The 20,954-nt window shown below is 45.5% G+C and carries 19 protein-coding genes and 1 riboswitch; of the genes, 10 read left to right on the top strand and 9 right to left on the bottom strand.

Annotation, left to right across the window (positions count from 1 at the left end; translation table 11 throughout):
• Positions 1-10 precede the first annotated feature (10 nt).
• Positions 11-457 carry an RDD family protein gene (locus R7P67_RS01395; protein ID WP_005374936.1) on the bottom strand — a complete coding sequence of 149 codons (447 nt, stop codon included), beginning with the start codon at positions 455-457 and terminating at the stop codon, positions 11-13.
• A 180-nt stretch (positions 458-637) separates the two neighbouring features.
• Positions 638-1,402: a ferredoxin--NADP reductase gene (locus R7P67_RS01390; RefSeq protein ID WP_005374935.1), complete on the bottom strand. Its 765-nt coding sequence runs from the start codon at positions 1,400-1,402 to the stop codon at positions 638-640.
• Between the two features lie 210 nt (positions 1,403-1,612).
• On the opposite strand from R7P67_RS01390, the gene R7P67_RS01385 reads away from it, so the two are divergent.
• On the top strand, positions 1,613-2,065 hold the full coding sequence (locus R7P67_RS01385) for an acyl-CoA thioesterase (protein WP_005374933.1): 453 nt from the start codon (positions 1,613-1,615) through the stop codon (positions 2,063-2,065).
• Between the two features lie 785 nt (positions 2,066-2,850).
• Here R7P67_RS01385 and R7P67_RS01380 read toward each other — a convergent pair.
• Entirely contained in the window at positions 2,851-3,069 is a 219-nt protein-coding gene (locus R7P67_RS01380; protein ID WP_005374929.1) for a VF530 family DNA-binding protein, read from the bottom strand.
• 132 nt (positions 3,070-3,201) lie between these two features.
• Between R7P67_RS01380 and R7P67_RS01375 the strand changes: the two genes are divergently transcribed.
• Positions 3,202-4,125: a LysR family transcriptional regulator gene (locus tag R7P67_RS01375; RefSeq protein WP_031780900.1), complete on the top strand. Its 924-nt coding sequence runs from the start codon at positions 3,202-3,204 to the stop codon at positions 4,123-4,125.
• On the opposite strand, the gene R7P67_RS01370 is transcribed toward R7P67_RS01375, so the two are convergent.
• Complete coding sequence (locus tag R7P67_RS01370) at positions 4,122-4,412, bottom strand: putative quinol monooxygenase (protein WP_005374925.1); 291 nt, start codon at positions 4,410-4,412, stop codon at positions 4,122-4,124. The genes R7P67_RS01375 and R7P67_RS01370 overlap by 4 nt on opposite strands.
• A 69-nt stretch (positions 4,413-4,481) precedes the next feature.
• Entirely contained in the window at positions 4,482-5,135 is a 654-nt protein-coding gene (locus R7P67_RS01365) for an oxygen-insensitive NAD(P)H-dependent nitroreductase NfsB (RefSeq protein WP_005384588.1), read from the bottom strand.
• Between the two features lie 167 nt (positions 5,136-5,302).
• Here R7P67_RS01365 and R7P67_RS01360 point away from each other — a divergent pair, with 167 nt between their 5' ends.
• Positions 5,303-6,766: a helix-turn-helix domain-containing protein gene (locus tag R7P67_RS01360; RefSeq protein WP_262653251.1), complete on the top strand. Its 1,464-nt coding sequence runs from the start codon at positions 5,303-5,305 to the stop codon at positions 6,764-6,766.
• Between the two features lie 129 nt (positions 6,767-6,895).
• On the top strand, positions 6,896-9,553 hold the full coding sequence (locus R7P67_RS01355) for an alpha-amylase family glycosyl hydrolase (protein ID WP_318085854.1): 2,658 nt from the start codon (positions 6,896-6,898) through the stop codon (positions 9,551-9,553).
• Between the two features lie 84 nt (positions 9,554-9,637).
• On the opposite strand, the gene R7P67_RS01350 is transcribed toward R7P67_RS01355, so the two are convergent.
• A complete protein-coding gene (locus tag R7P67_RS01350) occupies positions 9,638-10,795 on the bottom strand; it encodes a D-alanyl-D-alanine carboxypeptidase family protein (RefSeq protein ID WP_318085853.1) in 1,158 nt (385 codons plus the stop codon).
• 210 nt (positions 10,796-11,005) lie between these two features.
• Between R7P67_RS01350 and R7P67_RS01345 the strand changes: the two genes are divergently transcribed.
• Positions 11,006-12,301 carry an alpha/beta fold hydrolase gene (locus R7P67_RS01345; RefSeq protein WP_213912049.1) on the top strand — a complete coding sequence of 432 codons (1,296 nt, stop codon included), beginning with the start codon at positions 11,006-11,008 and terminating at the stop codon, positions 12,299-12,301.
• Positions 12,302-12,764: 463 nt separating this feature from the next.
• Positions 12,765-13,745, top strand: coding sequence for a rhodanese-related sulfurtransferase (locus R7P67_RS01340; protein ID WP_017634441.1), 981 nt, complete (start codon positions 12,765-12,767; stop codon positions 13,743-13,745).
• Between the two features lie 68 nt (positions 13,746-13,813).
• On the opposite strand, the gene R7P67_RS01335 is transcribed toward R7P67_RS01340, so the two are convergent.
• Positions 13,814-14,119: a DUF6482 family protein gene (locus R7P67_RS01335; RefSeq protein WP_318085852.1), complete on the bottom strand. Its 306-nt coding sequence runs from the start codon at positions 14,117-14,119 to the stop codon at positions 13,814-13,816.
• A 108-nt stretch (positions 14,120-14,227) separates the two neighbouring features.
• Between R7P67_RS01335 and R7P67_RS01330 the strand changes: the two genes are divergently transcribed.
• The 3 genes from R7P67_RS01330 to gbpA all read left to right on the top strand — a co-directional run bounded on the left by R7P67_RS01330 (position 14,228) and on the right by gbpA (position 18,225).
• Positions 14,228-15,709 (top strand): cryptochrome/deoxyribodipyrimidine photo-lyase family protein, encoded by a 1,482-nt coding sequence (locus R7P67_RS01330; RefSeq protein WP_248486121.1) that lies wholly within the window; start codon positions 14,228-14,230, stop codon positions 15,707-15,709.
• 80 nt (positions 15,710-15,789) lie between these two features.
• Positions 15,790-16,290, top strand: coding sequence for a fasciclin domain-containing protein (locus R7P67_RS01325; RefSeq protein WP_262653241.1), 501 nt, complete (start codon positions 15,790-15,792; stop codon positions 16,288-16,290).
• 272 nt (positions 16,291-16,562) lie between these two features.
• Positions 16,563-16,663, top strand: a riboswitch (cyclic di-GMP riboswitch).
• 98 nt (positions 16,664-16,761) lie between these two features.
• Positions 16,762-18,225 (top strand): N-acetylglucosamine-binding protein GbpA, encoded by a 1,464-nt coding sequence (gene gbpA, locus R7P67_RS01320; protein ID WP_318085851.1) that lies wholly within the window; start codon positions 16,762-16,764, stop codon positions 18,223-18,225.
• A 52-nt stretch (positions 18,226-18,277) separates the two neighbouring features.
• Here gbpA and R7P67_RS01315 read toward each other — a convergent pair whose 3' ends face one another.
• Entirely contained in the window at positions 18,278-19,150 is an 873-nt protein-coding gene (locus tag R7P67_RS01315) for a patatin family protein (RefSeq protein WP_017634445.1), read from the bottom strand.
• Between the two features lie 190 nt (positions 19,151-19,340).
• Positions 19,341-19,982, bottom strand: a complete 642-nt coding sequence (locus R7P67_RS01310) for a MarC family protein (RefSeq protein ID WP_005374889.1) — start codon at positions 19,980-19,982, stop codon at positions 19,341-19,343.
• 195 nt (positions 19,983-20,177) lie between these two features.
• Between R7P67_RS01310 and nfsA the strand changes: the two genes are divergently transcribed.
• Positions 20,178-20,900 carry an oxygen-insensitive NADPH nitroreductase gene (nfsA, locus tag R7P67_RS01305; RefSeq protein ID WP_262653236.1) on the top strand — a complete coding sequence of 241 codons (723 nt, stop codon included), beginning with the start codon at positions 20,178-20,180 and terminating at the stop codon, positions 20,898-20,900.
• Positions 20,901-20,954 lie beyond the last annotated feature (54 nt).

The following is a 20,954-nucleotide window of genomic DNA, read 5'->3' as shown; positions in this document are numbered from 1 at the left end:
TGATCAAAAATTAGGAAGCTTGGACAACTTTAGTATTGGCGATCAAGTCATGCAACAATCGTCGCTCCGGATGAAAGAACAACAATGCCAAATTTACCAACGGTATCCCCGGAATGAGCATCTCCAGCAAGTAGCTAATAACAAGCCTTAACCCTGCTGTAACTTTCGTTGCCTTACTATCATTTTTCATTACAACTTTAATACCAATCATGCGCATACCAATGGTTTGCCCATGACTCAATGCATTCCAGTTGATCATTAAAACCGTTGGTAAAGAAAGCAAGTAAAACGCCTGAGTTTCACGAACAAGCGTGAGGTTATCTGCTAAAGAGAGCTGAAAGTCGTTAAGAAAAGAGTTAATACTCAATGCGATGATTAACACGACCACCATCGCAAAGAGCAGGTCGATAAAACCAGCAATGATTCTCTGTTGCTTGCTCGCGATAAAAGCATACATGGACTTCAGTCACCTCAATGTAATTGGTTAAGCGAGAATGACTGAGTGTACAGACGCGCAATGGTGAGCGCAGTTTAGGTATTGCCAACATAATATTCAACTAAGAACATACTAAATCGCGATCGTATCTCAAAAGTAATCATTACATCTTGAGCATAACCGTATCAATTTAACAAAACGCTACCAGTAACGTTCGTAAATGATATTTCCCCCTGTTTGATGGCGATACTTTTCCAAGCCTAGCTCTTGTAAGACGGGCACGGTATCTTTGATCATTTGTGGATTCCCACACATCATGACAAAGCTACGCTGAGCTGAGAATGGCGCATCAGCGGCGTTGGACAGTAAACCCGATTCGATGAGTTCAGGAATTCGGCCTTGTAATTTACCATCAACCACTTCCCTGCTGACTATCGGTATATACTTTAATCTGCCTTCATATCGTTGCTGAAGCTGTTCAATTAGGTATTTATAAACCAGATCTTTTTCGAAACGAACGGCATGAACCAGAACAATGCGCTCATTGTGAGGCGGTAAGTTTATATCATCCAGCAGCGATAAAAACGGTCCAATCCCCGTACCTGTAGATAGCAGCCACAGGTCATGAGCCTGTTTAGGAATAGAATCATGGATTAAATCGCCATGTGCGGTGGCACCGACATAAATGCTATCACCAGATTTAAGCTTTTGGAGCCGTGGAGAAAGTTGTCCTTGAGGGTCGGCTACTATTAGAAACTCCAACCAATCGAATTGCTCGCTTGGCGCATTAACCACAGAGTAAGCGCGGCTGATCGGCTTACCTTCATCATCAAGCAAAGCAAGCTTGGTGAATTGGCCAGCTTTAAAGGAAAGAGGCGCGCCAGATATTCTCAAACTGAACAGCTCACCTGTCCAATCGATGCGTTTCTCAACTCTTGCGAGGTTGAAACCTTTGAGTTCAATCATGAGACACCTCCTATCTGGTTACTCTTAGTTAAACTTACGCCTTCAACTCAATTATGTAAAGTTTCTAGTTTACATAATCAAACCACTATTTCATTTCACATTTTAAAAACAATTTTATTACATATTAAATGATTACATCTAGAATAAATGCTCAAAGTGATAAGTCGCGTCGCAATTTGTGGCAAAGCAGATGAAAAAGGAGCAATAAAAATGGACACACTGTTAAAGGACTTTCCCGTTATCACAGAGATAAAAGTCGCATGGGGTGAAATGGATGCTCTGCAACACGTTAATAACGTGGTCTATTTTCGCTACTTCGAGACCGCACGTTTAGATTACTTCAACAAAATTAACCTGCTGGTCGACCTGCAGACCTCGCAAATTGGGCCAGTACTGAGCGAGACTCAATGCCGCTACAAATTGCCTGTTACTTACCCAGACACGCTATTAGTCGGTTCTCGCGTAATCGACATGCAAGAAGATCGCATCACGATGGAGTACCAAGTGCTGAGTAAGAAGTGGGGTAAAATTGCGACCATCGCGACCGCCACTGGTGTGATGTTTGATTTTAAGAACAACGTTAAAGCTGCGATTCCAGATCACGTTCGCCAGTCGATTTTAGACTTGGAAGGAACCGTGGGTAGTACGCATCATTTGGAGTAGCAAGAAACGAGAGATTAAAGGCGAGGTTCCCGACAGCGCTCCTTCATCGCTATCGGGAATGATGCTGAGATACCATTCCAACTTACGCAATAAGAAAACTAGAGTCATTCTAATGAGCCTAAGTGAATCATTCGAAACCTCGCTAAACGTAACAGTAGAGCGACTCTTTCAGCCTACGCGATAAGAAAAGCTACGTCATTCTAGCGAGCCATAGCGAGACTAAGAATCTACTTACCGCTTGCAGCAGACCATAAAGCCATGAATAAACTCAATACAATCTGAGAGTAGATTCTGAATCACGCTCGTTCCTCGCTGTTCAGAATGACAGTTCGAGTTTGGCTCTGAGCTCTACAAAACCATCAAAAAAAGCGATTCCAGAAGAACCTAAGTGAGTCACTCGGAATCTCGCTTTAGACGTATCAGCAGAGCGACTCTTCCAGCCTACGCGATAAGAAAAGCTGCGTCATTCTAGCGAGACTAAGAATCTACTTGCCGCTTGCTGCAGACCATAGAACCATGAATAAACTCAATACAATCTGAGGGTAAATTCTGAATCACGCTCGTTCCTCTCGGTTCAGAATAACAGTTCGAGTTTGGCTCTGAGCTCTACAAAACCATCTAAAAAAGCGATTCCAGACAAGCCTAAGTGAGTCACTCGGAATCTCGCTTTAGACGTATCAGTAGAGCGACTCTTCCAGCCTACGCGATAAGAAAAGCTGCGTCATTCTAGCGAGCCATAGCGAGACTAAGAATCTACTTGCCGCTTGCTGCAGACCATAGAGCGGTTAGCAGAATGTCTCAATATACAGCGCTTCGACTTTGTCTCTTGCCCATTGCGTTTTACGCAAAAACTTCAGAGAAGATTTGATCGACGGATCTTTCTTAAAACAGTTCACACGAACGCGCTCATACATGCCATTCCAACCAAAGTGTTCAACTAGTCGGGTGACGATTTTCTCTAAACTCAACCCGTGAAGTGGGTTATTCGGCTGCTGTTGGCTCATGCTATTGATCCGGTAAAGTGAAGTTGCGCGCTAATCTAACTCAAACTCGCCGTGCAACCTAATGTTTTAACCTTGAATTGGCCTACGACTCTCCCCTATAGTAGCCCAAACTTCTTAAAAGCCTTTTTCATTATGAAAGCCCTCAACGACCTCAATATTTTTGTCGAAACCGCGCGCCAAGGCAGCTTTTCAAAAGCCGCTAACAGCATGGACATGACACCTGCCGCCATTAGCGCATCGATTAAGCGTCTTGAAGGGCAAATCGGTTTCCCGTTGTTTGTGCGTTCCACCCGAAGCCTGCGTTTAACCTCAGAGGGCGAACTGTTTTTAGACAAAACCATGCAAGCGTTGGCAACATTGCAAGAGGGGTTGGATCAGATCTCAAGCGCGCGTGGCGAGTTATCTGGTCAGCTGCACATTACTGCACCCTCCGATTTTGGTCGCAATATGTTGCTCGATTGGGTGGATGAGTTCATCGATCTCTACCCAAATGTTTCCATTAAACTAGAGCTGTCCGATAGCTTGACGGATATGTATACCAAGCCTGTCGATATTGCGATTCGCTACGGCGAACCGGCCGACTCCAATCTGGTCGTATTGGCATTGTGTGGGTCAAACGAACGGATATTATGTGCATCGCCAGAGTACGTAGCTACACATCCAGAACTCGCCTCTCCTGCCGATTTAACGCAACACAACTGCTTGTGCTACATGGTCGCGGATTCGGTCTACAACAAATGGACGCTCACTCGTGGCAGCGAGAAAGAACAAATCGTGGTCAGCGGTAACTTGTTGAGCAACGATAGTGACTTGCCACACCGGTTAGCGATCAAAGGCAAAGGCATTGCGAATAAATCATTGATGGACATTAGCCGAGACTTAATCGAGGGAAGATTGGTACGAGTGTTACCAGAGTGGGATTGCGGCCCAGTGCCGCTCTACATGGTATGTGCCGATCGTCGATTATTGACGCCAACGATTCGGACTTTCCGCGACTTTATCCAACAAAAATGCTGCCAGCAACGCGCCAACGTGCTGGCAACCTTCTGTCATTAGGCGATAAATCGAAGAGGACGAATCTGGGTATATTCAACCCAATCATTCTCTTCCAATGTTTCAAGAAACGTCGCCATATGCGGGCTTTGCAAATGCTTATCCAAGGCCTCTTGCGATGCCCAGATTTCTTGGAACATAAATAGGCCATCAACTTTTTCGTCGAGATACAACTCGTATTGGCAACAGCCTTCTTCTTTGCGAGTTGGCTCTAGTAAACCAGCAAGCAAATTCACCACCTGATCCTTACTATCTGGATAGGCTTTCACTTCTGCGACTAAGTGGATCATCGTTTTATCACTCTTTTGCGATTTATATATTGATTACAAGGTTCTACGTCACCTGCAAGTAAGCTCGAATTAGATCTCGGTGAATACGGTTTCTGCGTCCCAGCGAGACTTTGGCGTTTTCGCGTTGAAGTCATCTTCCGCGTGGTAGCCAAGCGGCACGATCACAACACTGGTATAACCTTTTTCACGCAAGCCAAATTCTTCATCCAGCACTTTTGGATCAAACCCTTCAATTGGTACTGCATCGATTTCTAACGTCGAAGCACCCAACAGCAACGTACCCACGTTGAGGTAAACTTGTTTCTCCATCCAATGGTTTGCATCTTTCAGATCAAAACGGTGCATGTTCACAAAGTAGCTACGACCACCGCGTACAGCCGCTTTCGCTTCTTCAGTTGGGAATCGACCATCTTTTTCTTCTTGCACCATTAGCGCTTCAATGTAGTCGTTATCAATGCCTGTTTTCGCACAAAACACCAATACGTGAGAAGCGTTGAGAATCTTCGCCGCGTTAAATGCGTAGTTCTCTTGCGCCGCTTTAGCGATGCGCTGTTTGCCTTCTTCTGTGCTTGCCAGAATGAAATGCCAAGGTTGAGAGTTCACACTCGATGGACTAAAACGAATCAGCTCTTTAACTGCATCGATTTTTTCTTGAGATAGCTTGCGCGTTGGGTCAAACACTTTCGTTGAGTATCGAGATTTTGCAGCTTGTACGATATCCATGAGGTTCTCCAATTAATGAATTTAAGCTGTGTAACAGCATAACCTCATGAGATAAAGGGAAAAACCGATTTCGATTAAAAACATTTTCAAAATAAATTTGAAAATAAAACGATAAGAAAGGCTTTGAGCGTTCTCACTGAACTTCTTCATCTTTTCAGCAATAATGCATGTTTGCTCGCAACCAAACTCAACTCATGCTGCCTCAAGATAACATTATTACATCCTTTCTGTGCAAAAAGCTCGGTCACAATCACCTTCGAATTGCTGGCGAATATTGGCACATTGAGAAGTTGGTGGCCTTGCAATGTATGATGTTGAAAGAAGCGCCTAACCTCCAAGAAGGGCTGCTTTGGTGGAGTAAAAGTGTCTCATTATTCGACCGCCGTTTGTACGTCACATTTCAACATGGTGATGCCCAAATCCATCTGCAAGTAGAATGCAGAACGGGCGATATGCCAAATTGGGCGGAGTCGGTGTTTGGCTTGCTCAGAATGCAGTTGGAGATGCTTGAGCTAAGCGAATCAATACAAGTACAAGTTCAAGCCAGCAATCCATTCGCGGCCGATATTTTTCTAGGGGAAACGCGAGATTCTAAAACGAGTTCAAGCGTGTTTGAACTGGTGAAACATATTTATTTGCTGCTTTCTCACCAGCCAATTGAGCAACCCGAATTGCTGAGTGTTTTGAACGCCTTGTTCATCAAAAACAGCAATTACGCGCTCAAGTTAGAGCAAGCGGCAAGGCAACTGGGCGTCTCCAAACGCACCTTGCAACGTCGACTGCAAGAGAAGCAAATGAGCTACTCTCAATGCGTTGATTTCGCTAAAAGAAAGCAAGCACTCACTTTGCTTGCCGACACCCAACTCACAACGCAGCAAATCGCCTATCAACTTGGTTATGAAGAACCTTCGAACTTTCACCGCACTTTTCGTCGTTGGTATCCGTTTTCACCCATGCAATATCGCCAACAATGTTTGGATAACCGAACTCAACTAAATCAACAACCGATCCGCTTATACTACGCCAAAGCCAATACCTTCGACGATAACCACATCGACCAACCTGTCGGCAAAATCTGGATGGAAGTGGACAATATTGCGTTTGAAAAAGTGGTCTCGGTAGAATGCCGTGACCGTGATGGCGCATGGCGGCGCTACCCCGCCTTCTTCGAGCGTTTTTTAAGTCATGGCACCGAACTCTGGGCAACGACCGAACTTCCGGTGGCGCATCCCCTTACCTTTCGCCTGTGTTACGAAGTCGATGGGGAGCGTTACATTGAGAATAACCACCAGCGTGATTATGTAGTTTCTAAGGGGCTTTTAATTGGCGCAACGGAATATATTGTCCCGACTCGGCAACTTATTAACATTGGGGCGCAATATACGCTCTTTATCGAACTGGCATGCCGACTTGAAAACGTTGCGAGGATTGACTGTTACGTCGATGATGACCCCACACCTCACGCAATGCGCTTGACCCAACACTCGCTACATTATGCTTGTTGGGTGCTGCAATTATCGCTCACTCAAACTGCAAAGCAGTGCCGTTTCCGCCTTTATGATGAATCCGACAACGAGCTCGCGAAAGATCATTACCCGATACAATATCCTATTGTGCAACCGCTCAATTAAAACTGTCGGTCAGATCAAAATCGTCTCTTCGTGACATCATTTCACGTCTTTTTTGGCGTGAAATGACACTCTCAATTTCAAACCCTTGATTTATCGTTTCCGCATTGCTGCATAACGGAGACAAAAACCGTGTTTGAAAACTTACCTAACCCTATGAATAAAATAAAAATACTACCTTTAGCGATCGCCTTAGCTCTTTCTGGCTGTGGTAGCGATGAAACTACGCCAACCGATACAGGAAGCCACGTGGCATCTCCTGATTGGCAAGACCAGATCATTTACTTCTTGATGATCGACCGTTTTAACGACGGCGACAGCGCTCTTAATGATCAAGGGCAAAACGAATTCGATCCGACGTCGGATAAAAAGTTCAGCGGCGGCGACCTCGTTGGCGTGAGTGATAAGTTAAGCTACATCGAAACTCTCGGTGCCACATCGATCTGGATTACTCCGCCAGTTGCTAACCAATGGTGGGATGCTGAGCAAAACTACGGCGGCTACCACGGGTACTGGGCGCGCGATTTTAAAAAAGTGGATGAACACTTTGGTGACATGGAAAGCTACCAAGCGTTAGCACGCGAAGTACATGCGCGTAACATGTTCTTAATTCAGGACATCGTGACCAACCATGTAGGCAACTTCTTTACCTACGACGATCCTTACAGTTATGATCCAAGCCTACCTTGCCAAGGCTTCCGTTTGATTGAAAATGCACTACCCGCCGGGCAAGAACTGCCGTACCCACTCAACATGAACGAGTGTAAAACAGACGGCACAGGCAGCTACCACTGGACGCCAACCATCACCGACCACAACGATCCGGTACAAGAAAAAACCTGGCAACTCTCTGATTTGGATGACCTTAATACGTCCGATCCCGAAGTGCGCGCTTACTTAAAAGAGAGCTACCGAAAATGGATTCGCGAAGTCGGCGTCGACGGATTCCGTATCGATACGGTGAAGTTTGTTGAACACGATTTCTGGAATGACTTCCTACACGCCGACGATGGTGTGATAACGCAAGCGGTTGATACCGAGCGTAGCAACTTCCTCACTTTTGGTGAAGTATTCGAAACATCGACGCCTTACCACACCGAAGGCGAAGAGAAGATGCTGACTTACATCGGTGAAAGTGGCTCGCCGAAACAGCTAACCTCGGTACTGAACTTTCCACTGCAAGCGACCATGACGCGCGTATTTGCATCAGGGCAACCGACCGACTATTTGCGTTTCCGTCTTGAGAAAATGATGGAGATGTTCCCGAATCCATACATCATGCCGAACTTCATTGATAATCACGACATGCCGCGCTTTCTGTCGCAAGGTAGCGTGAATGACATGAAACAAGCACTGATCACCATGATGAGCGTACCGGGCATTCCTGTGATTTACCAAGGTACTGAACAGGCGATGTCATCGGCGCGTGATGCGATGTTCGCCGGAGGGTACCGTGAAGATGGCAACTACGTAGACTCATTCGACCAAAACAGTGAGATGTACTTGTTTATTCAAGAACTTGCCAAGCTACGCACTGAAAACAAAGTCATGACACGTGGCGAAATAAAAGTGATTGGCAGCGATAAAGCGGGCGCGGGCGTCTTCGCCTTTACCCGAACGTTGGATAACGACGAAGTCTTGGTTGTGATGAATACATCCAACTCGCCGATGTTGATGAACCAACTCGATGTAGAACAAGTTGGCGGCACCGTCTTCAAACAACAAATCATGTCGAACTGGGCAGAAGCTCCAGAACAGTTAATCGCAGATGAAAATGGTCACGTAACCCTTGAGCTACCAGCCAAGTCTGCAGTGATTTACTCAAAAACAAGCAACAACCAATCTGTAGATACCCCAGACCTCAAAATCCAACTGGCACAGGATTGGGAAGGGCAAACCATCACTGGTGATATTGTTATCGCGGGTAGTGCGAACGCCAACGAGAAGTTGAACCTCGTCGTCGATGGTAACTTGGAAACAGCGCAAACCATTACTGTAGGTGCTGATGGTCAGTTTAGTGTCACGCTGTCGACTCGTCATTTTGCGATTGGCGAGCAACAGCACCGCTTCGCGATTTATTCCACCGAGAAAAAAGCAGGCATCGAGGACGTGAATTTTGTCTCCAACCTAAGCTGGTCAAACACGCCGGACGACACCATTGATGATGCGGGCGATGCACAAGACGGCGTGGGCGGCCCTAATGGCAACTACTCATTACCAACCGATCCAACGTTCGACAAAGACAACAGCCAACTCGCGATCAACAAAGCAGAAGTGTTTACCGTTGGCAGTAACGTACGTTTGACCTTCACTATGGACAAAATCACCGACACTTGGTTGCCACCAAACGGCTTCGACCACGTGGGTTTCACCATCTTTATTGATTTACCGGAAGAAGCCGCAACCAACTTGTCTGAGCTACCGAAGATCAACGCTTCTATGCCAAACGGAACCTGGAGTCGCAATGCGGTTGTTTTTGGCTGGCAAAGCTCGATTTACAGCACCAAAGGAGCAAATGCGACGACATGGGGAGAAGCCGTAACTCCAGCACCAACAGTGACAGTAGACAAAGCCAACAACACCATTTCTATGGACTTTGCTAGCGATGCATTAGGCCGCCCAGAGTCGCTCGATGGAATCCGATTCTATGTCACGACTTGGGACTTAGACGGCCTTTCGGCAACTTACCGTCCGCTAGAACAAGACAAAGGCCCTTGGAACTTCTCCGGTGGCGCATCGGATGAAAGTAAGATTTGGGACGATTTACCAATCATCACCTTGTCGGAATAAACCGTTAAATAAAACACCGCCCAGCGTTTAGCTGGGCGGCCATCAACAAAAAAATGCAGAAAGACACTTCTGCTCGTTTTTATTCTAGTTAAAGAACGATTTCACCCACAGCACCAGACTGTCCCAAAGCTGACCGAACCACGAGCCCTCTTCTACCGCTTGGCTGCTGACCAAGGGATAACTAGCCACGGTACTGTCATCGCTTTTCCAAACGATCTTACCAATCTCGTCTCCTTGCGCGATCGGCGCAATCAACGGTTCATTTAGCACCACACTCTTATCAAGCCCAGCCGTCATTGAACGAGGCAGAGTGAGATAGGCATCTTTAGCAAAGATCGCCTCAACTTTATTGGTATTTCCCTTCCAAACGCGAACTTTAGACTCAACTTGGCCTTGCTTAGCAACTTGCTTGGTGTCATAAAAACGAAAACCATAGCTGAGTAGATTCTTCGATTGGCTGATCCGAGCCTGTTTACTTGGCGTACCCATCACCACCGAGATAAGGCGCATTCTTCCTTCTTTGGCCGAGCTCACCAAGCTGTATCCGGCATTGCTGGTGTAGCCGGTTTTGCCCCCGTCGACATCAATGGAATTGTCCCATAACAACTTATTGCGGTTGTACTGCGTAATGTCGTTCCACTTGAAGACTTTCTCGCTGTATAGCGCATACACATCAGGAACATCGCTGATGATCGACTGCATGAGTTTTGCCATATCGGTTGGTGAGGTTTGGATGCCATCACTATCAAGACCATGGGAGTTCACAAAATAGGTGTCTTGCAGTCCTAATTTCTCCGCCCAACCATTCATCAAGGCGACAAAGCCGCGTTCACTGCCTGCAACATGCTCAGCCAGTGCAACGCACGCGTCATTTCCTGATTGGATGATCACGCCGCGCATTAAGTTCGCAACACTAATTTCATCTTTCGGTTTGATGAACATTTTAGAAGAACCGGGAAACTTGGCCGACCACGCGTTTTCACTCACGGTGACAACATCATCCCATTTCAAACGCCCCGCTTTGATTTCTTGTCCAACTACATAAGCGGTCATCAACTTGGTTAAACTCGCCGGAGCAAGGCCTGCTCGCCCGTTATGCTCGGCAATAATGGCACCGGATTGAAAGTCCATTAATACGTAGCCTTTTGCCTGTAACTGAGGTGGGTTGGGCGTAACAACGGCAAAAGTAGGTACGCTTATTAAACAAGTCACAATTGTCCATCGAGCCAGTGACACTTTCATCCGACTTCCTCCATGCTCTTACTTTGTCGCAACTCTATTGAGCATAGCTCACTCAACCAGTTGCACCAGTCGCTAATCGTTTCATTTTCTTGAACTTACATTGATTTGATCAAGGTATAGAACTGAAGAGGCAATTGGGAAATAGCATTGGTTCTTCATGCCATTCGCAGTAAAGTAGCGCTACCCCTCAATAAGGAAATAAAGATAACAATGAACGCTCAATCATTTATCGACGCAGGATTGCATTACACTCCCCACAGTTTTACCGTTCCTCTGGATTACCAAGACGCGAGCAAAGACACCATTGAAGTCTTCGCCCGTGCGGTTTGCCTAGTTGGCGATGAAGAATCGACCAAACCTTGGTTGGTTTACTTTCAGGGCGGACCTGGCTTTCCCTCTCCGCGTCAAAACGGCAATAACGGCTGGGTAAAACGCGCCCTGCAAGAGTACCGAGTTTTGCTTCTCGACCAGCGCGGTACGGGCAACAGCAGCGTAATTAATCACCAGACGCTTGCTCACCTTACGCCAGCGCAACAAGCAGACTACTTGAGCCACTTCCGAGCGGATAACATCGTGCGCGACGCGGAATACATTCGTGAGCAATTTGGCGTCGAAAAATGGGCGATCTTAGGTCAAAGCTTTGGTGGTTTTTGCTCCCTCACCTATTTGTCTTTGTTCCCAGACAGCTTGCTACAAAGCTACATCACAGGTGGCGTGCCATCAGTCTCGCGTCATGCCGACGATGTGTATGAAGCCACTTTCAAACGCACCATGGAGAAAAACCAAGCGTTCTTCCAACAATTTCCCAATGCACAGCAACTTTGCCAAAACATTGCGAATCACTTGCTAGAAAATGAAGAGTACCTACCAAATGGTCAACGCTTCACGGTGGAACAATTTCAACAAATCGGCATCAACTTTGGTGTGAGTGATACTTTCTTACCAACTTACTATTGGCTAGAAAGCGCGTTGATTGAAGTGAACGGCAAACCACAACTTCGTTATGAGTTCTTAAACGATATGTTGGCGCAGCAAAACTTCCAAACCAACCCGATCTACGCCATTTTGCATGAATCGATTTACTGTCAAAGCTTCGCGTCGAATTGGAGTGCGCACCGCGTTCGCCAAACCCGATCAGAGTTTAATTATGAATCTGGCAAGCCATTTTACTTTACGGGGGAAATGGTCTTCCCATGGATGTTCGACCAATACGTTAACCTCAAGCCACTAAAAGACGCCGCAGAAATATTAGCCGCGAAAGAAGATTGGGCTGCGCTGTACGATCAAACACAACTGGCTCAAAACAAAGTGCCTGTCAGTTGCGCCGTTTACGCCGATGATATGTTTGTTGAAATGGATATCAGTCGAGAGACGCTCGCGTTAATCCCAAATTCAAAAGCGTGGATCACCAATGAGTACGAGCACAACGGTTTACGTGCCGACGGTGAACGTATTCTCGATAGGCTCATAGCCATGGGCAAACAGACCGCAGCTACGTTGAAATAAGCACAGCAGACGTTAGAAAAACGCCTTTTCAGTATGTGGTGAAAAGGCGTTTATAGCGGTTTATGAACAATGGCGATCAGTCATTCACTCTTTGTCCCTAAACCTTTATCCCTCACCACCTCATGTATAAAACTGCGACATGTCCTTTCCTTGTCAATGACTCCGGTGATTATTTGGTGCTTCTTGCGCCTAACTTTTTTGAAGGGCCTAAAACAGAATAACAACATAAATTTAAACCAAAAGTATCGGCCCCAACCTACCTGACTCACTATAATTAATGCTTATAATTTGAACACATAGCGGCTTCACCTGCGGACATGCACCCCCTATCAAAGACCGCCAGGCCCCGCCTACTCATAATATCCGTATAATTTGTCCGTATTTCCGACTAGTTTAGTCAGGTATACTTCGTGCCGCTAAAATTTTAAGGTCGTTGACCACCTGTATTTTTAAAGGAAACCTCATGAGTCAGTATGTAGTTTGTGCGCTGTACAAGTTTGTTGAGCTGAATAACTATCAAGAGCTACGCGAGCCATTACTTGCGTTGATGGAAAAACACCATATTCGCGGAACATTACTACTGGCAAGTGAAGGTATCAACGGTACTGTTGCATCTGATCGTGCAGGTATTGATACGCTACTGGAGTGGCTAAACAACGAACCTCGTTTGACTGGCACCGTATACAAAGAGTCGTATTCTGAGACCCAGCCATTCAATCGCACCAAAGTGAAATTGAAAAAAGAGATCGTAACATTAGGTGTTGAAGGTATAGACCCTCGCCACGTAGTGGGGACTTACGTGAAACCTCAAGAGTGGAACGATCTTATTGCTGATCCTGAAGTGTTTGTTGTCGATACACGTAATGATTACGAAATCGAGATCGGGACATTCAAAGGCGCTGTAAACCCAAATACTGAAACCTTTCGTGAATTCCCAGACTATGTAAAAGAAAACATGGACCCGGCAAAACACAAGAAAGTTGCGATGTTCTGTACCGGTGGTATCCGCTGCGAAAAATCAACTGCTTACATGAAAGAACAGGGCTTTGATGAGGTCTACCACCTAGAAGGCGGCATTCTTAAATATCTTGAAGAAGTTCCTCAAGAAGAGAGCATGTGGGAAGGCGATTGTTACGTATTTGACGGTCGTGTTGCCGTGAACCACCAGCTAGAAAAAGCAGATTACGATTTATGTAACGCTTGTCGTCTACCGATCACTGAAGAAGACAAACAGTCAGAATTGTTCGAGCAAGGCGTGAGCTGTCCAAAATGTCACGGCACACACTCAGAAGAACAAATTGCTCGATTCCGCGAGCGTGAAAAACAAATTGTTCTTGCAGAGCAGCGAGGCGAGCAGCATGTTGGTGGTGAAAGTGCCAAGCAAAGAGAAGCCCGACGTGCCGCTAAGTACGCGCAAAAAGAAGCGCAGCGTAAACAAGACTAAGCCCAACTCTCCTTATATTTAGCGAGCTGCCGTATGGTGGCTCGCTTTTACTACGCACCAATACTCTTTCAATACAATTTTGTATCCCTCACCAATACCTCTAGTTGATTGTCTCTTTTGCCTTCGGGTAGCCCCACCATTTCATCATAAGCACTTTGATGCACTAGAACCTGCTTATTTGCTTTGATATTCCTGCACTTCTTTTGCATCTCGATCAGGGAATGAGCCCTCAAAAAGATACCGTTGTCATCAGTGATAAATTGCGCTTCTCCATCAATCACGACAGATGCCTGGTACAATGCGAGATCAAGCGAATGAATGAGCAATTTGTCTACATAGAAGTATTTTTGTAACTTACTCAATGGTATTGCCATGTGTCACCTCCCTGAAAGTTACCTCTACGTTTTGTAGAATAAAACCGATCATTGGATGAGATTTCTTCGGTTTACTTGCGTACAACATCGGAAACAAAGAGGATTCCGATGCAAACAATCAATGTCGTGTGGTTAAAGCGAGATTTGAGGCTGACTGACCATCAACCACTAACTCAAGCATTATCAACAAAGCACCCAACTGTGCTTTTGTATATTGTTGAACCATTGCTATTGAACAACCCACACTATTCTGAGCGCCACTGGCGATTTGTTTGGCAATCACTGCAAGACATGGATGAAACGCTCAAAGCGTATGGGCATCGAATCACGGTGCTGTTTGACGATGCCTTAGCATGTTTCCAATCAATTCAAGCGCAATATCAAATCAACGCTGTTTTTTCTCACCAAGAAATAGGACTCAACTGCACCTTTGAACGAGACCGACAAGTTGCCGCTTGGCTGTATGAGCAGAACATCGACTGGTTTGAGTTCGAACACGGTGCTGTTATCAGAGGTGCAAAAAACCGGCAAGGTTGGGACAAACATTGGGACTCTGTCATGAGAGCCTCAATAAGCCCTATTGAGATCCAAACCGACTTATTGCATTCATTGGATGCAGAAGCTCTCGGCTGTTCGTTTTCGCCACCATCATCCTGGCTATCAAAATGCAAAGGAATGCAAACGGGAGGAAGCCGGCTCGCTTGGAAAACACTAGAGGACTTTTTTCATCGTCGAGGTCGTGATTACTATCGAAGCATTTCTAGTCCCACAGCCTCACGCACAGCCTGTACTCGACTTTCTCCATACCTCGCTTGGGGTAACATATCCTTGCGTGAAGTTTATCAATACCTTTTGAAACACTGGCAAGTCGCTGGATTTCGTCGCAGCTTAATTGCATTGTCTTCACGGCTTCATTGGCACTGTCACTTCATCCAAAAATTCGAATCGGAATACGACATGGAGTTTTACTGCGTTAATCGGGCTTACGAACCATTGATTAGACAAAGTAGTACTTTCGATGAAGAAAAGTTAGCAGCATGGAAATCCGGGCATACTGGCGTACCTTTGATTGATGCCTGCATGCGCTGTTTGCACCACACTGGTTACATTAACTTTCGCATGCGTGCCATGCTGGTTAGCTTTCTTACTCACCACATGAACATGGATTGGCGAGTAGGTGTAACGCATTTAGCGCAACTATTTCTCGACTTTGAGCCTGGAATTCATTACCCACAATTCCAAATGCAAGCAGGAGTAACCGGGACTAACACAATCCGTATTTATAATCCGATCAAGCAAGCCCAAGAACATGATCCTAACGGTACGTTCATCTACAAGTGGGTGCCTGAGTTACAAATGGTTCCTCCCCCTCTTTTATTCGAGCCCTGGACAATGACCCAGATGGAAGCTGTCATGTATCAATTGCAGCCAGATAGCCGTTACCTTGCACCTATTATCGCACCAGACAACGCAGCTAAGGCAGCAAGAGAGCGCTTATGGACGTGGCGGAAACGAGCTGATGTGAAACAAGAAGGCAGACGAATTCTTGCGCGACATGTTAGACCCTCAAAAGAAAGTAGGACGCGATGATCATCTTTCAATCACGATGCGTACAAATGCAAACACACTCCAGGGAATCCGTTGTACCCTCAACTAGTAAGGAACACATTATGTTCAAACGTATCTTAGTTATCGCGGCGACACTGATGGCGACATTATCTTTTATGCTTCCCGTTCAGGCTCATGAGCATGGCATGATGAAAGCCGATATTGTCGACGTTGCCGCTGAAAATGGCTCTTTCAATACGCTTGTTGCTGCGGTGAAAGCAGCGGGCCTGGTTGACACTCTCAAAGGGGAAGGCCCATTTACTGTTTTTGCACCAACGGATGACGCTTTTGCAAAACTGCCAGACGGCACAGTCGACATGCTCTTAATGCCGGAAAACAAAGACAAGTTAGTATCTGTTTTGACTTATCACGTCGTCCCAGGGAAAGTGATCGCTGCCGATGTTGTTAAGCTAGACAAAGCGACTACGGTTCAGGGGCAAGATGTCATGATTAAAACCATGGGCGATAAAGTCATGGTTAACGATGCAAATGTCATTGCAACCGATGTGAAAGCTAAAAACGGTGTCATTCACGTGATTGATACTGTCATCATGCCGAAATAACACCATTCAAAGGGCGGTACACTCCGCCCTTTAGACAGAACTTCTTCCACCCTTAGCACGATTCCTCTCCACTTATCCCCAACAAACCCCCACCCATTCACCATGACTATAAAAAAGATAAAAACAAAATTAAAATCAATACCTTGCAAGACGACACTGCACAATATTGACGAGGTTAAGATATCGTTATCTTTCAATTTGAGAACAGGATTCCATGTCAGTGACGTTTACTTTTCCACATGTAAATTCTTAAGCTAAATTTTGGCTGCTCAATCACATTTCGGCAAACCATTCGAAAGGGTGGGACGCAAAGCTTCCGGTCTGTCTGCATTTAAAAATCTAAAAGAATGCTCATGATAGCGGGGTTACCATGACGCAGTGTTACAGAAGTCCAATTTCTGTAGCGTTGCTTTATGCTCAGCATGCGCCGGGGTGTGACACTAGTTTGTCAGCCATAACAGAGGACATGTGATGAAATCATTTCCAACCAAATCCGTACTCGCGTTAGCACTTGCAAGCATTAGCTCAGGTGCTGCGGCTCACGGTTATGTATCAGAAACCAATGGTGGTGTCGCTGCAAGTCGCTCGGCACTATGTAAGTATCCAACGCCAGATACTAACGAAAAAAATAATAACTGCGGTGCGATTCAATATGAACCGCAAAGCGTTGAAGGCCCTGATGGCTTTCCCGAAACAGGGCCTCGCGATGGTAAAATAGCGAGTGCCGAAACCGCTTTAGCAGCTGCCCTTGATGAGCAAACTGCCGACCGTTGGGTAAAACGCACTATTCAAGCAGGTACACAAACTTTTGAATGGACATTTACCGCTAACCACGTGACGCGCGACTGGAAATATTACATCACCAAGCCTGATTGGAACCCAAACGCTTCACTATCACGAGACTCTTTTGATCTAACTCCTTTCTGTGTCGTCAACGGCAATATGGTTCAACCCCCGAAACAGGTAAGCCATCAATGTAATGTGCCTACTCGCGAGGGATACCATGTCATCCTGGCAGTATGGGATGTTGGCGACACTGCAGCCTCATTTTATAACGTGATCGATGTGAAATTTGATGGTGACAGTCCCGTTATTCCAGATTGGAAGCAAGGCGGTCAAATTATTCCTACAATGGATTTAAATATTGGGGATTCGGTTTATACGCGCGTATTTGATCAAGCAAGTGAAAACATAGCGTATAGAACTGAACTAGAAATTACCGATGCAGCAATGGGCCAAGCGAAAAACTGGTCTTACGCACTCGCGACTAAGCTAAACCAAGAACAAGCAAAACTGCAAGCCGGGCAGTATGCAGAGGATAAATTCACTCCTGTTTATGGTACTAATCCGGTGTATCTGCAAGCAAATAGCGGCCTTGAGCGAGTAGAGATCGGCTATAACATTGAAACTCCTGTTCCAGAATACTCACTCACAGTAGATGGCTTAGCAGACGAATATATCATTGAGTCAACACCGACAACGTTGGATCTGACACTAACTGCTGAAGGCGATTTAAATGCAGAACTCACCGTTTACAATCACCATCGCGAACCACTTGCAAGTTGGGCAAACGAAATGAAAGACGGCTCGGTAGAAGCGATATCGCTCGCTTTAAGTAAATCGGAGCCGGGTCACCATATGCTCGTAACACGTATTAAGGATAAAGATGGCAACTTGGTGGATCAGCAAACGCTCGACTTTCACTTAAAAGAAGATCCAGTAACGCCACCACCATCTGGTGAGTACGATTTTGTCTTCCCTGAAGGACTATCTAGATACACGGCGGGCACAAAAGTGCTTGCCAGCGACGGGGGCATTTATCAATGTAAACCTTTCCCATACTCTGGTTACTGTATGCAGTGGAAAGAAAGCGCAAACCATTACGAGCCTGGAATAGGTTCACACTGGGAGATGGCTTGGGATAAAGTCAACTAAATCACCCTTTGAACGTTACGCAAAAGAGCCTCACTATGAGGCTCTTTTATAATCAAACGCAAAAATGACAATTTTCCCGGTCTAAACCATGAACACCAGATAAACTAGTGAGATGCGCTCGCCCCTCAATCAGCCCCATTTCATACCCTTCTAGTAAAACGGATTGTCGCATTGATAAGCGCTGAACATGAAAATTATCTGGTGGGGCAATTACCCTAACATGTGTTCCTGGTGGAGGGTTACGAATAAACTCTAATGATTGATTATAGTTATCTGCACGTCTTAACATCGCATCCGCCATTTTGGGGTGCTCCGCAAACAGTTTCTTCATCAGCCATGTGGTCTTAACTGGCTTTTTGGCATAATTCAGCGGGTGAGAGAGTACTACGGTTATGTCGCGAGCCCCTCGACGATAAGCCTCACGCACTGGTATAGAGTCAGCGACCCCACCATCGGTATAACAACCGCCAGAAAAACAAGGGGTATGCTTGTAGGCAATCGGCAATGCTGTTGTCGCTTCAATCGCATGGTGAAAATTATCACGTGTCACGCGATAGTAATCTGCTTGCCCTGTATCTACATTTGTTGTCGCTGCGAGAAAAGGAACGCCATTAAACAGTTTATTTTCATCGACGGGATACAAGCGATTAGATTCTTCAAACAGCCACTTCACATCAATGAGGTCCCCACCTTTAACGAAGCGAGTTGGGTCAAAAAAGCGTTTGCTTGTGGCCAGCTTAGTAATGACGTTAATACTGCGATGCGGGTAGTCGGTCAAATACCCAATCAAATTTGATGCACCAGCAGATACACCGATTGCAAAATCAAACGGTTTATAACTCTGCTCTAAAAACGCATCTAACACTCCGCTTGCGAAGACGCCTCGCATCGCGCCGCCTTCTACTACAATTGCTTTTGTTGCCATATTTCCCCCATTCTCCTTGCCAAAAGAGTAATGAAATTCGTGCAATCACAACAATTGAATATTCTTATTATTGAAATAGGTGAAGTCTATTTATTTCTCTCTTAGAAAATGAAAACTAAAGTTCAAAAAATCCGTACCCGTTAGAAATGTAATTGCGGGCTTAACCAAGGTGGCAAGGTCTAAGAGAAATCTAGGAGAAAACCGTTTTATAGGCTTCGCCCGCGCCATCAATGAACATTTGAGTACCAATAACCGCTAGAATTAAGCCCATCATTTTAGTCACAACATTTAGAGCACTTGGTCCAACCGCTTTGACCAATTTGTCTCCAAATAAAAACAGTACATAGGTGATCACACAGAGGACAGCGAAAGAAACGATAGTAATAATGGTTTGATCGAAACCACCCGCTGTCGCAAAGTTCATCGCGGTAGCAATCGTTCCAGGCCCAGCTAATATTGGCATCGCCAGTGGAGACACTGCAATACTCAATGCCGCCCGTTGCTGAGCTGGTGAATACGCCTTCTCTTTGGTTTTCTGATGCGTCGAATCACCTTGAAGCATGTTAAAACCTATCAAAAACACCAAAATGCCGCCTGTTATTCGCAATGCATAAAGCGTGATACCAAACAAATCAAAAATTAACTTACCGGCAATAGAAAATATCGCGATGATAATAAATGCAATAAAAACCGAGCGGAGCGCAATGGAACGGATGGTTTCTTTATCTTCATCAGCAGTTAAACTCAAAAAGATGGGAATATTGGCGATAGGGTTCATGATGGCAAAGAAGCCCATAAACACCGTAACTGTATGAACAATGAGTTCTTTCATATTTTCCACTGCATTTAAATTATTGATTCTAAAAACAGTATATACGCTCTCAAACAGAACGAGTGGTGTATTCTCGATTCGTCTTCACACTTATGCACCAAGCATTGTTTTTCTTTTGAGATAGTTTACCGACTCATCAAATGTCGCTAAGGTGAGTCTTCAGCCTTTACACGTAACAGGGGATGTTAAGTCACCATGAACAGCACGATTCAAACAATTCTCAATCACCGCTCAATTCGAAAATTCACCTCACAACCGATTGAGAGCGAACAATTAGATGCCATTCTTCAAGCCGGCCTTGCGGCGTCCTCATCAAGCATGTTGCAAGTCGTTTCAATTATCCGCGTGACCGACAAAGAAAAACGTACACTATTAGCTCAATATGCCGGAAATCAAGGGTACGTTGAAAGCGCGGCTGAGTTTTTGGTGTTTTGCATTGATTACCAACGCCACGCCAGTATCAACCCAGATGTTCAAGCTGACTTTACCGAGTTAACTCTAATAGGCGCTGTAGACTCGGGCATCATGGCACAAAATTGCTTGCTAGCGGCGGAGTCGATGGGACTAGGAGGTGTGTATATTGGTGGTTTACGAAACAATGCCCAAAAAGTAGACGAATTATTAGGTTTACCTAAAAATACCGCCATTTTATTTGGTATGTGTCTTGGTCATCCAGCTCAAGCCCCTGAAGTAAAACCTCGCCTACCTAAGCATGTCGTGGTGCATGAAAATCAGTATCAAGACCTAAACTTGGATGATATTCAGACGTATGACCAAACTATGCAAAACTACTATGCAAACCGTTCGAGCAATCAAAAACAGAGTACTTGGTCGCAAGAAGTCACCAGTAAACTGGCTGGCGAATCACGTCCGCACATCCTGCCTTACTTAAACAGAAAAGGGCTCACTAAAAGGTGATGACCACAATACGATAGGATCAAAAAAGGCCTCTGAAGAGGCCTTTAGAATTTA

Source organism: Vibrio sp. Vb0937, assembly GCF_033338855.1.
This window is presented reverse-complemented; position numbering and strand designations above follow the sequence as displayed.

Excerpts from the sequence above, each read along its gene's own strand:
- R7P67_RS01395 (WP_005374936.1), bottom strand. The coding sequence starts at position 457 with ATGTATGCTTTTATCGCGAGCAAGCAACAGAGAATCATTGCTGGTTTT.
- R7P67_RS01390 (WP_005374935.1), bottom strand. The coding sequence starts at position 1,402 with ATGATTGAACTCAAAGGTTTCAACCTCGCAAGAGTTGAGAAACGCATC.
- R7P67_RS01385 (WP_005374933.1), top strand. The coding sequence starts at position 1,613 with ATGGACACACTGTTAAAGGACTTTCCCGTTATCACAGAGATAAAAGTC.
- R7P67_RS01380 (WP_005374929.1), bottom strand. The coding sequence starts at position 3,069 with ATGAGCCAACAGCAGCCGAATAACCCACTTCACGGGTTGAGTTTAGAG.
- R7P67_RS01375 (WP_031780900.1), top strand. The coding sequence starts at position 3,202 with ATGAAAGCCCTCAACGACCTCAATATTTTTGTCGAAACCGCGCGCCAA.
- R7P67_RS01370 (WP_005374925.1), bottom strand. The coding sequence starts at position 4,412 with ATGATCCACTTAGTCGCAGAAGTGAAAGCCTATCCAGATAGTAAGGAT.
- R7P67_RS01365 (WP_005384588.1), bottom strand. The coding sequence starts at position 5,135 with ATGGATATCGTACAAGCTGCAAAATCTCGATACTCAACGAAAGTGTTT.
- R7P67_RS01360 (WP_262653251.1), top strand. The coding sequence starts at position 5,303 with ATGTTTGCTCGCAACCAAACTCAACTCATGCTGCCTCAAGATAACATT.
- R7P67_RS01350 (WP_318085853.1), bottom strand. The coding sequence starts at position 10,795 with ATGAAAGTGTCACTGGCTCGATGGACAATTGTGACTTGTTTAATAAGC.
- R7P67_RS01345 (WP_213912049.1), top strand. The coding sequence starts at position 11,006 with ATGAACGCTCAATCATTTATCGACGCAGGATTGCATTACACTCCCCAC.
- R7P67_RS01340 (WP_017634441.1), top strand. The coding sequence starts at position 12,765 with ATGAGTCAGTATGTAGTTTGTGCGCTGTACAAGTTTGTTGAGCTGAAT.
- R7P67_RS01335 (WP_318085852.1), bottom strand. The coding sequence starts at position 14,119 with ATGGCAATACCATTGAGTAAGTTACAAAAATACTTCTATGTAGACAAA.
- R7P67_RS01330 (WP_248486121.1), top strand. The coding sequence starts at position 14,228 with ATGCAAACAATCAATGTCGTGTGGTTAAAGCGAGATTTGAGGCTGACT.
- R7P67_RS01325 (WP_262653241.1), top strand. The coding sequence starts at position 15,790 with ATGTTCAAACGTATCTTAGTTATCGCGGCGACACTGATGGCGACATTA.
- gbpA (WP_318085851.1), top strand. The coding sequence starts at position 16,762 with ATGAAATCATTTCCAACCAAATCCGTACTCGCGTTAGCACTTGCAAGC.
- R7P67_RS01315 (WP_017634445.1), bottom strand. The coding sequence starts at position 19,150 with ATGGCAACAAAAGCAATTGTAGTAGAAGGCGGCGCGATGCGAGGCGTC.
- R7P67_RS01310 (WP_005374889.1), bottom strand. The coding sequence starts at position 19,982 with ATGAAAGAACTCATTGTTCATACAGTTACGGTGTTTATGGGCTTCTTT.
- nfsA (WP_262653236.1), top strand. The coding sequence starts at position 20,178 with ATGAACAGCACGATTCAAACAATTCTCAATCACCGCTCAATTCGAAAA.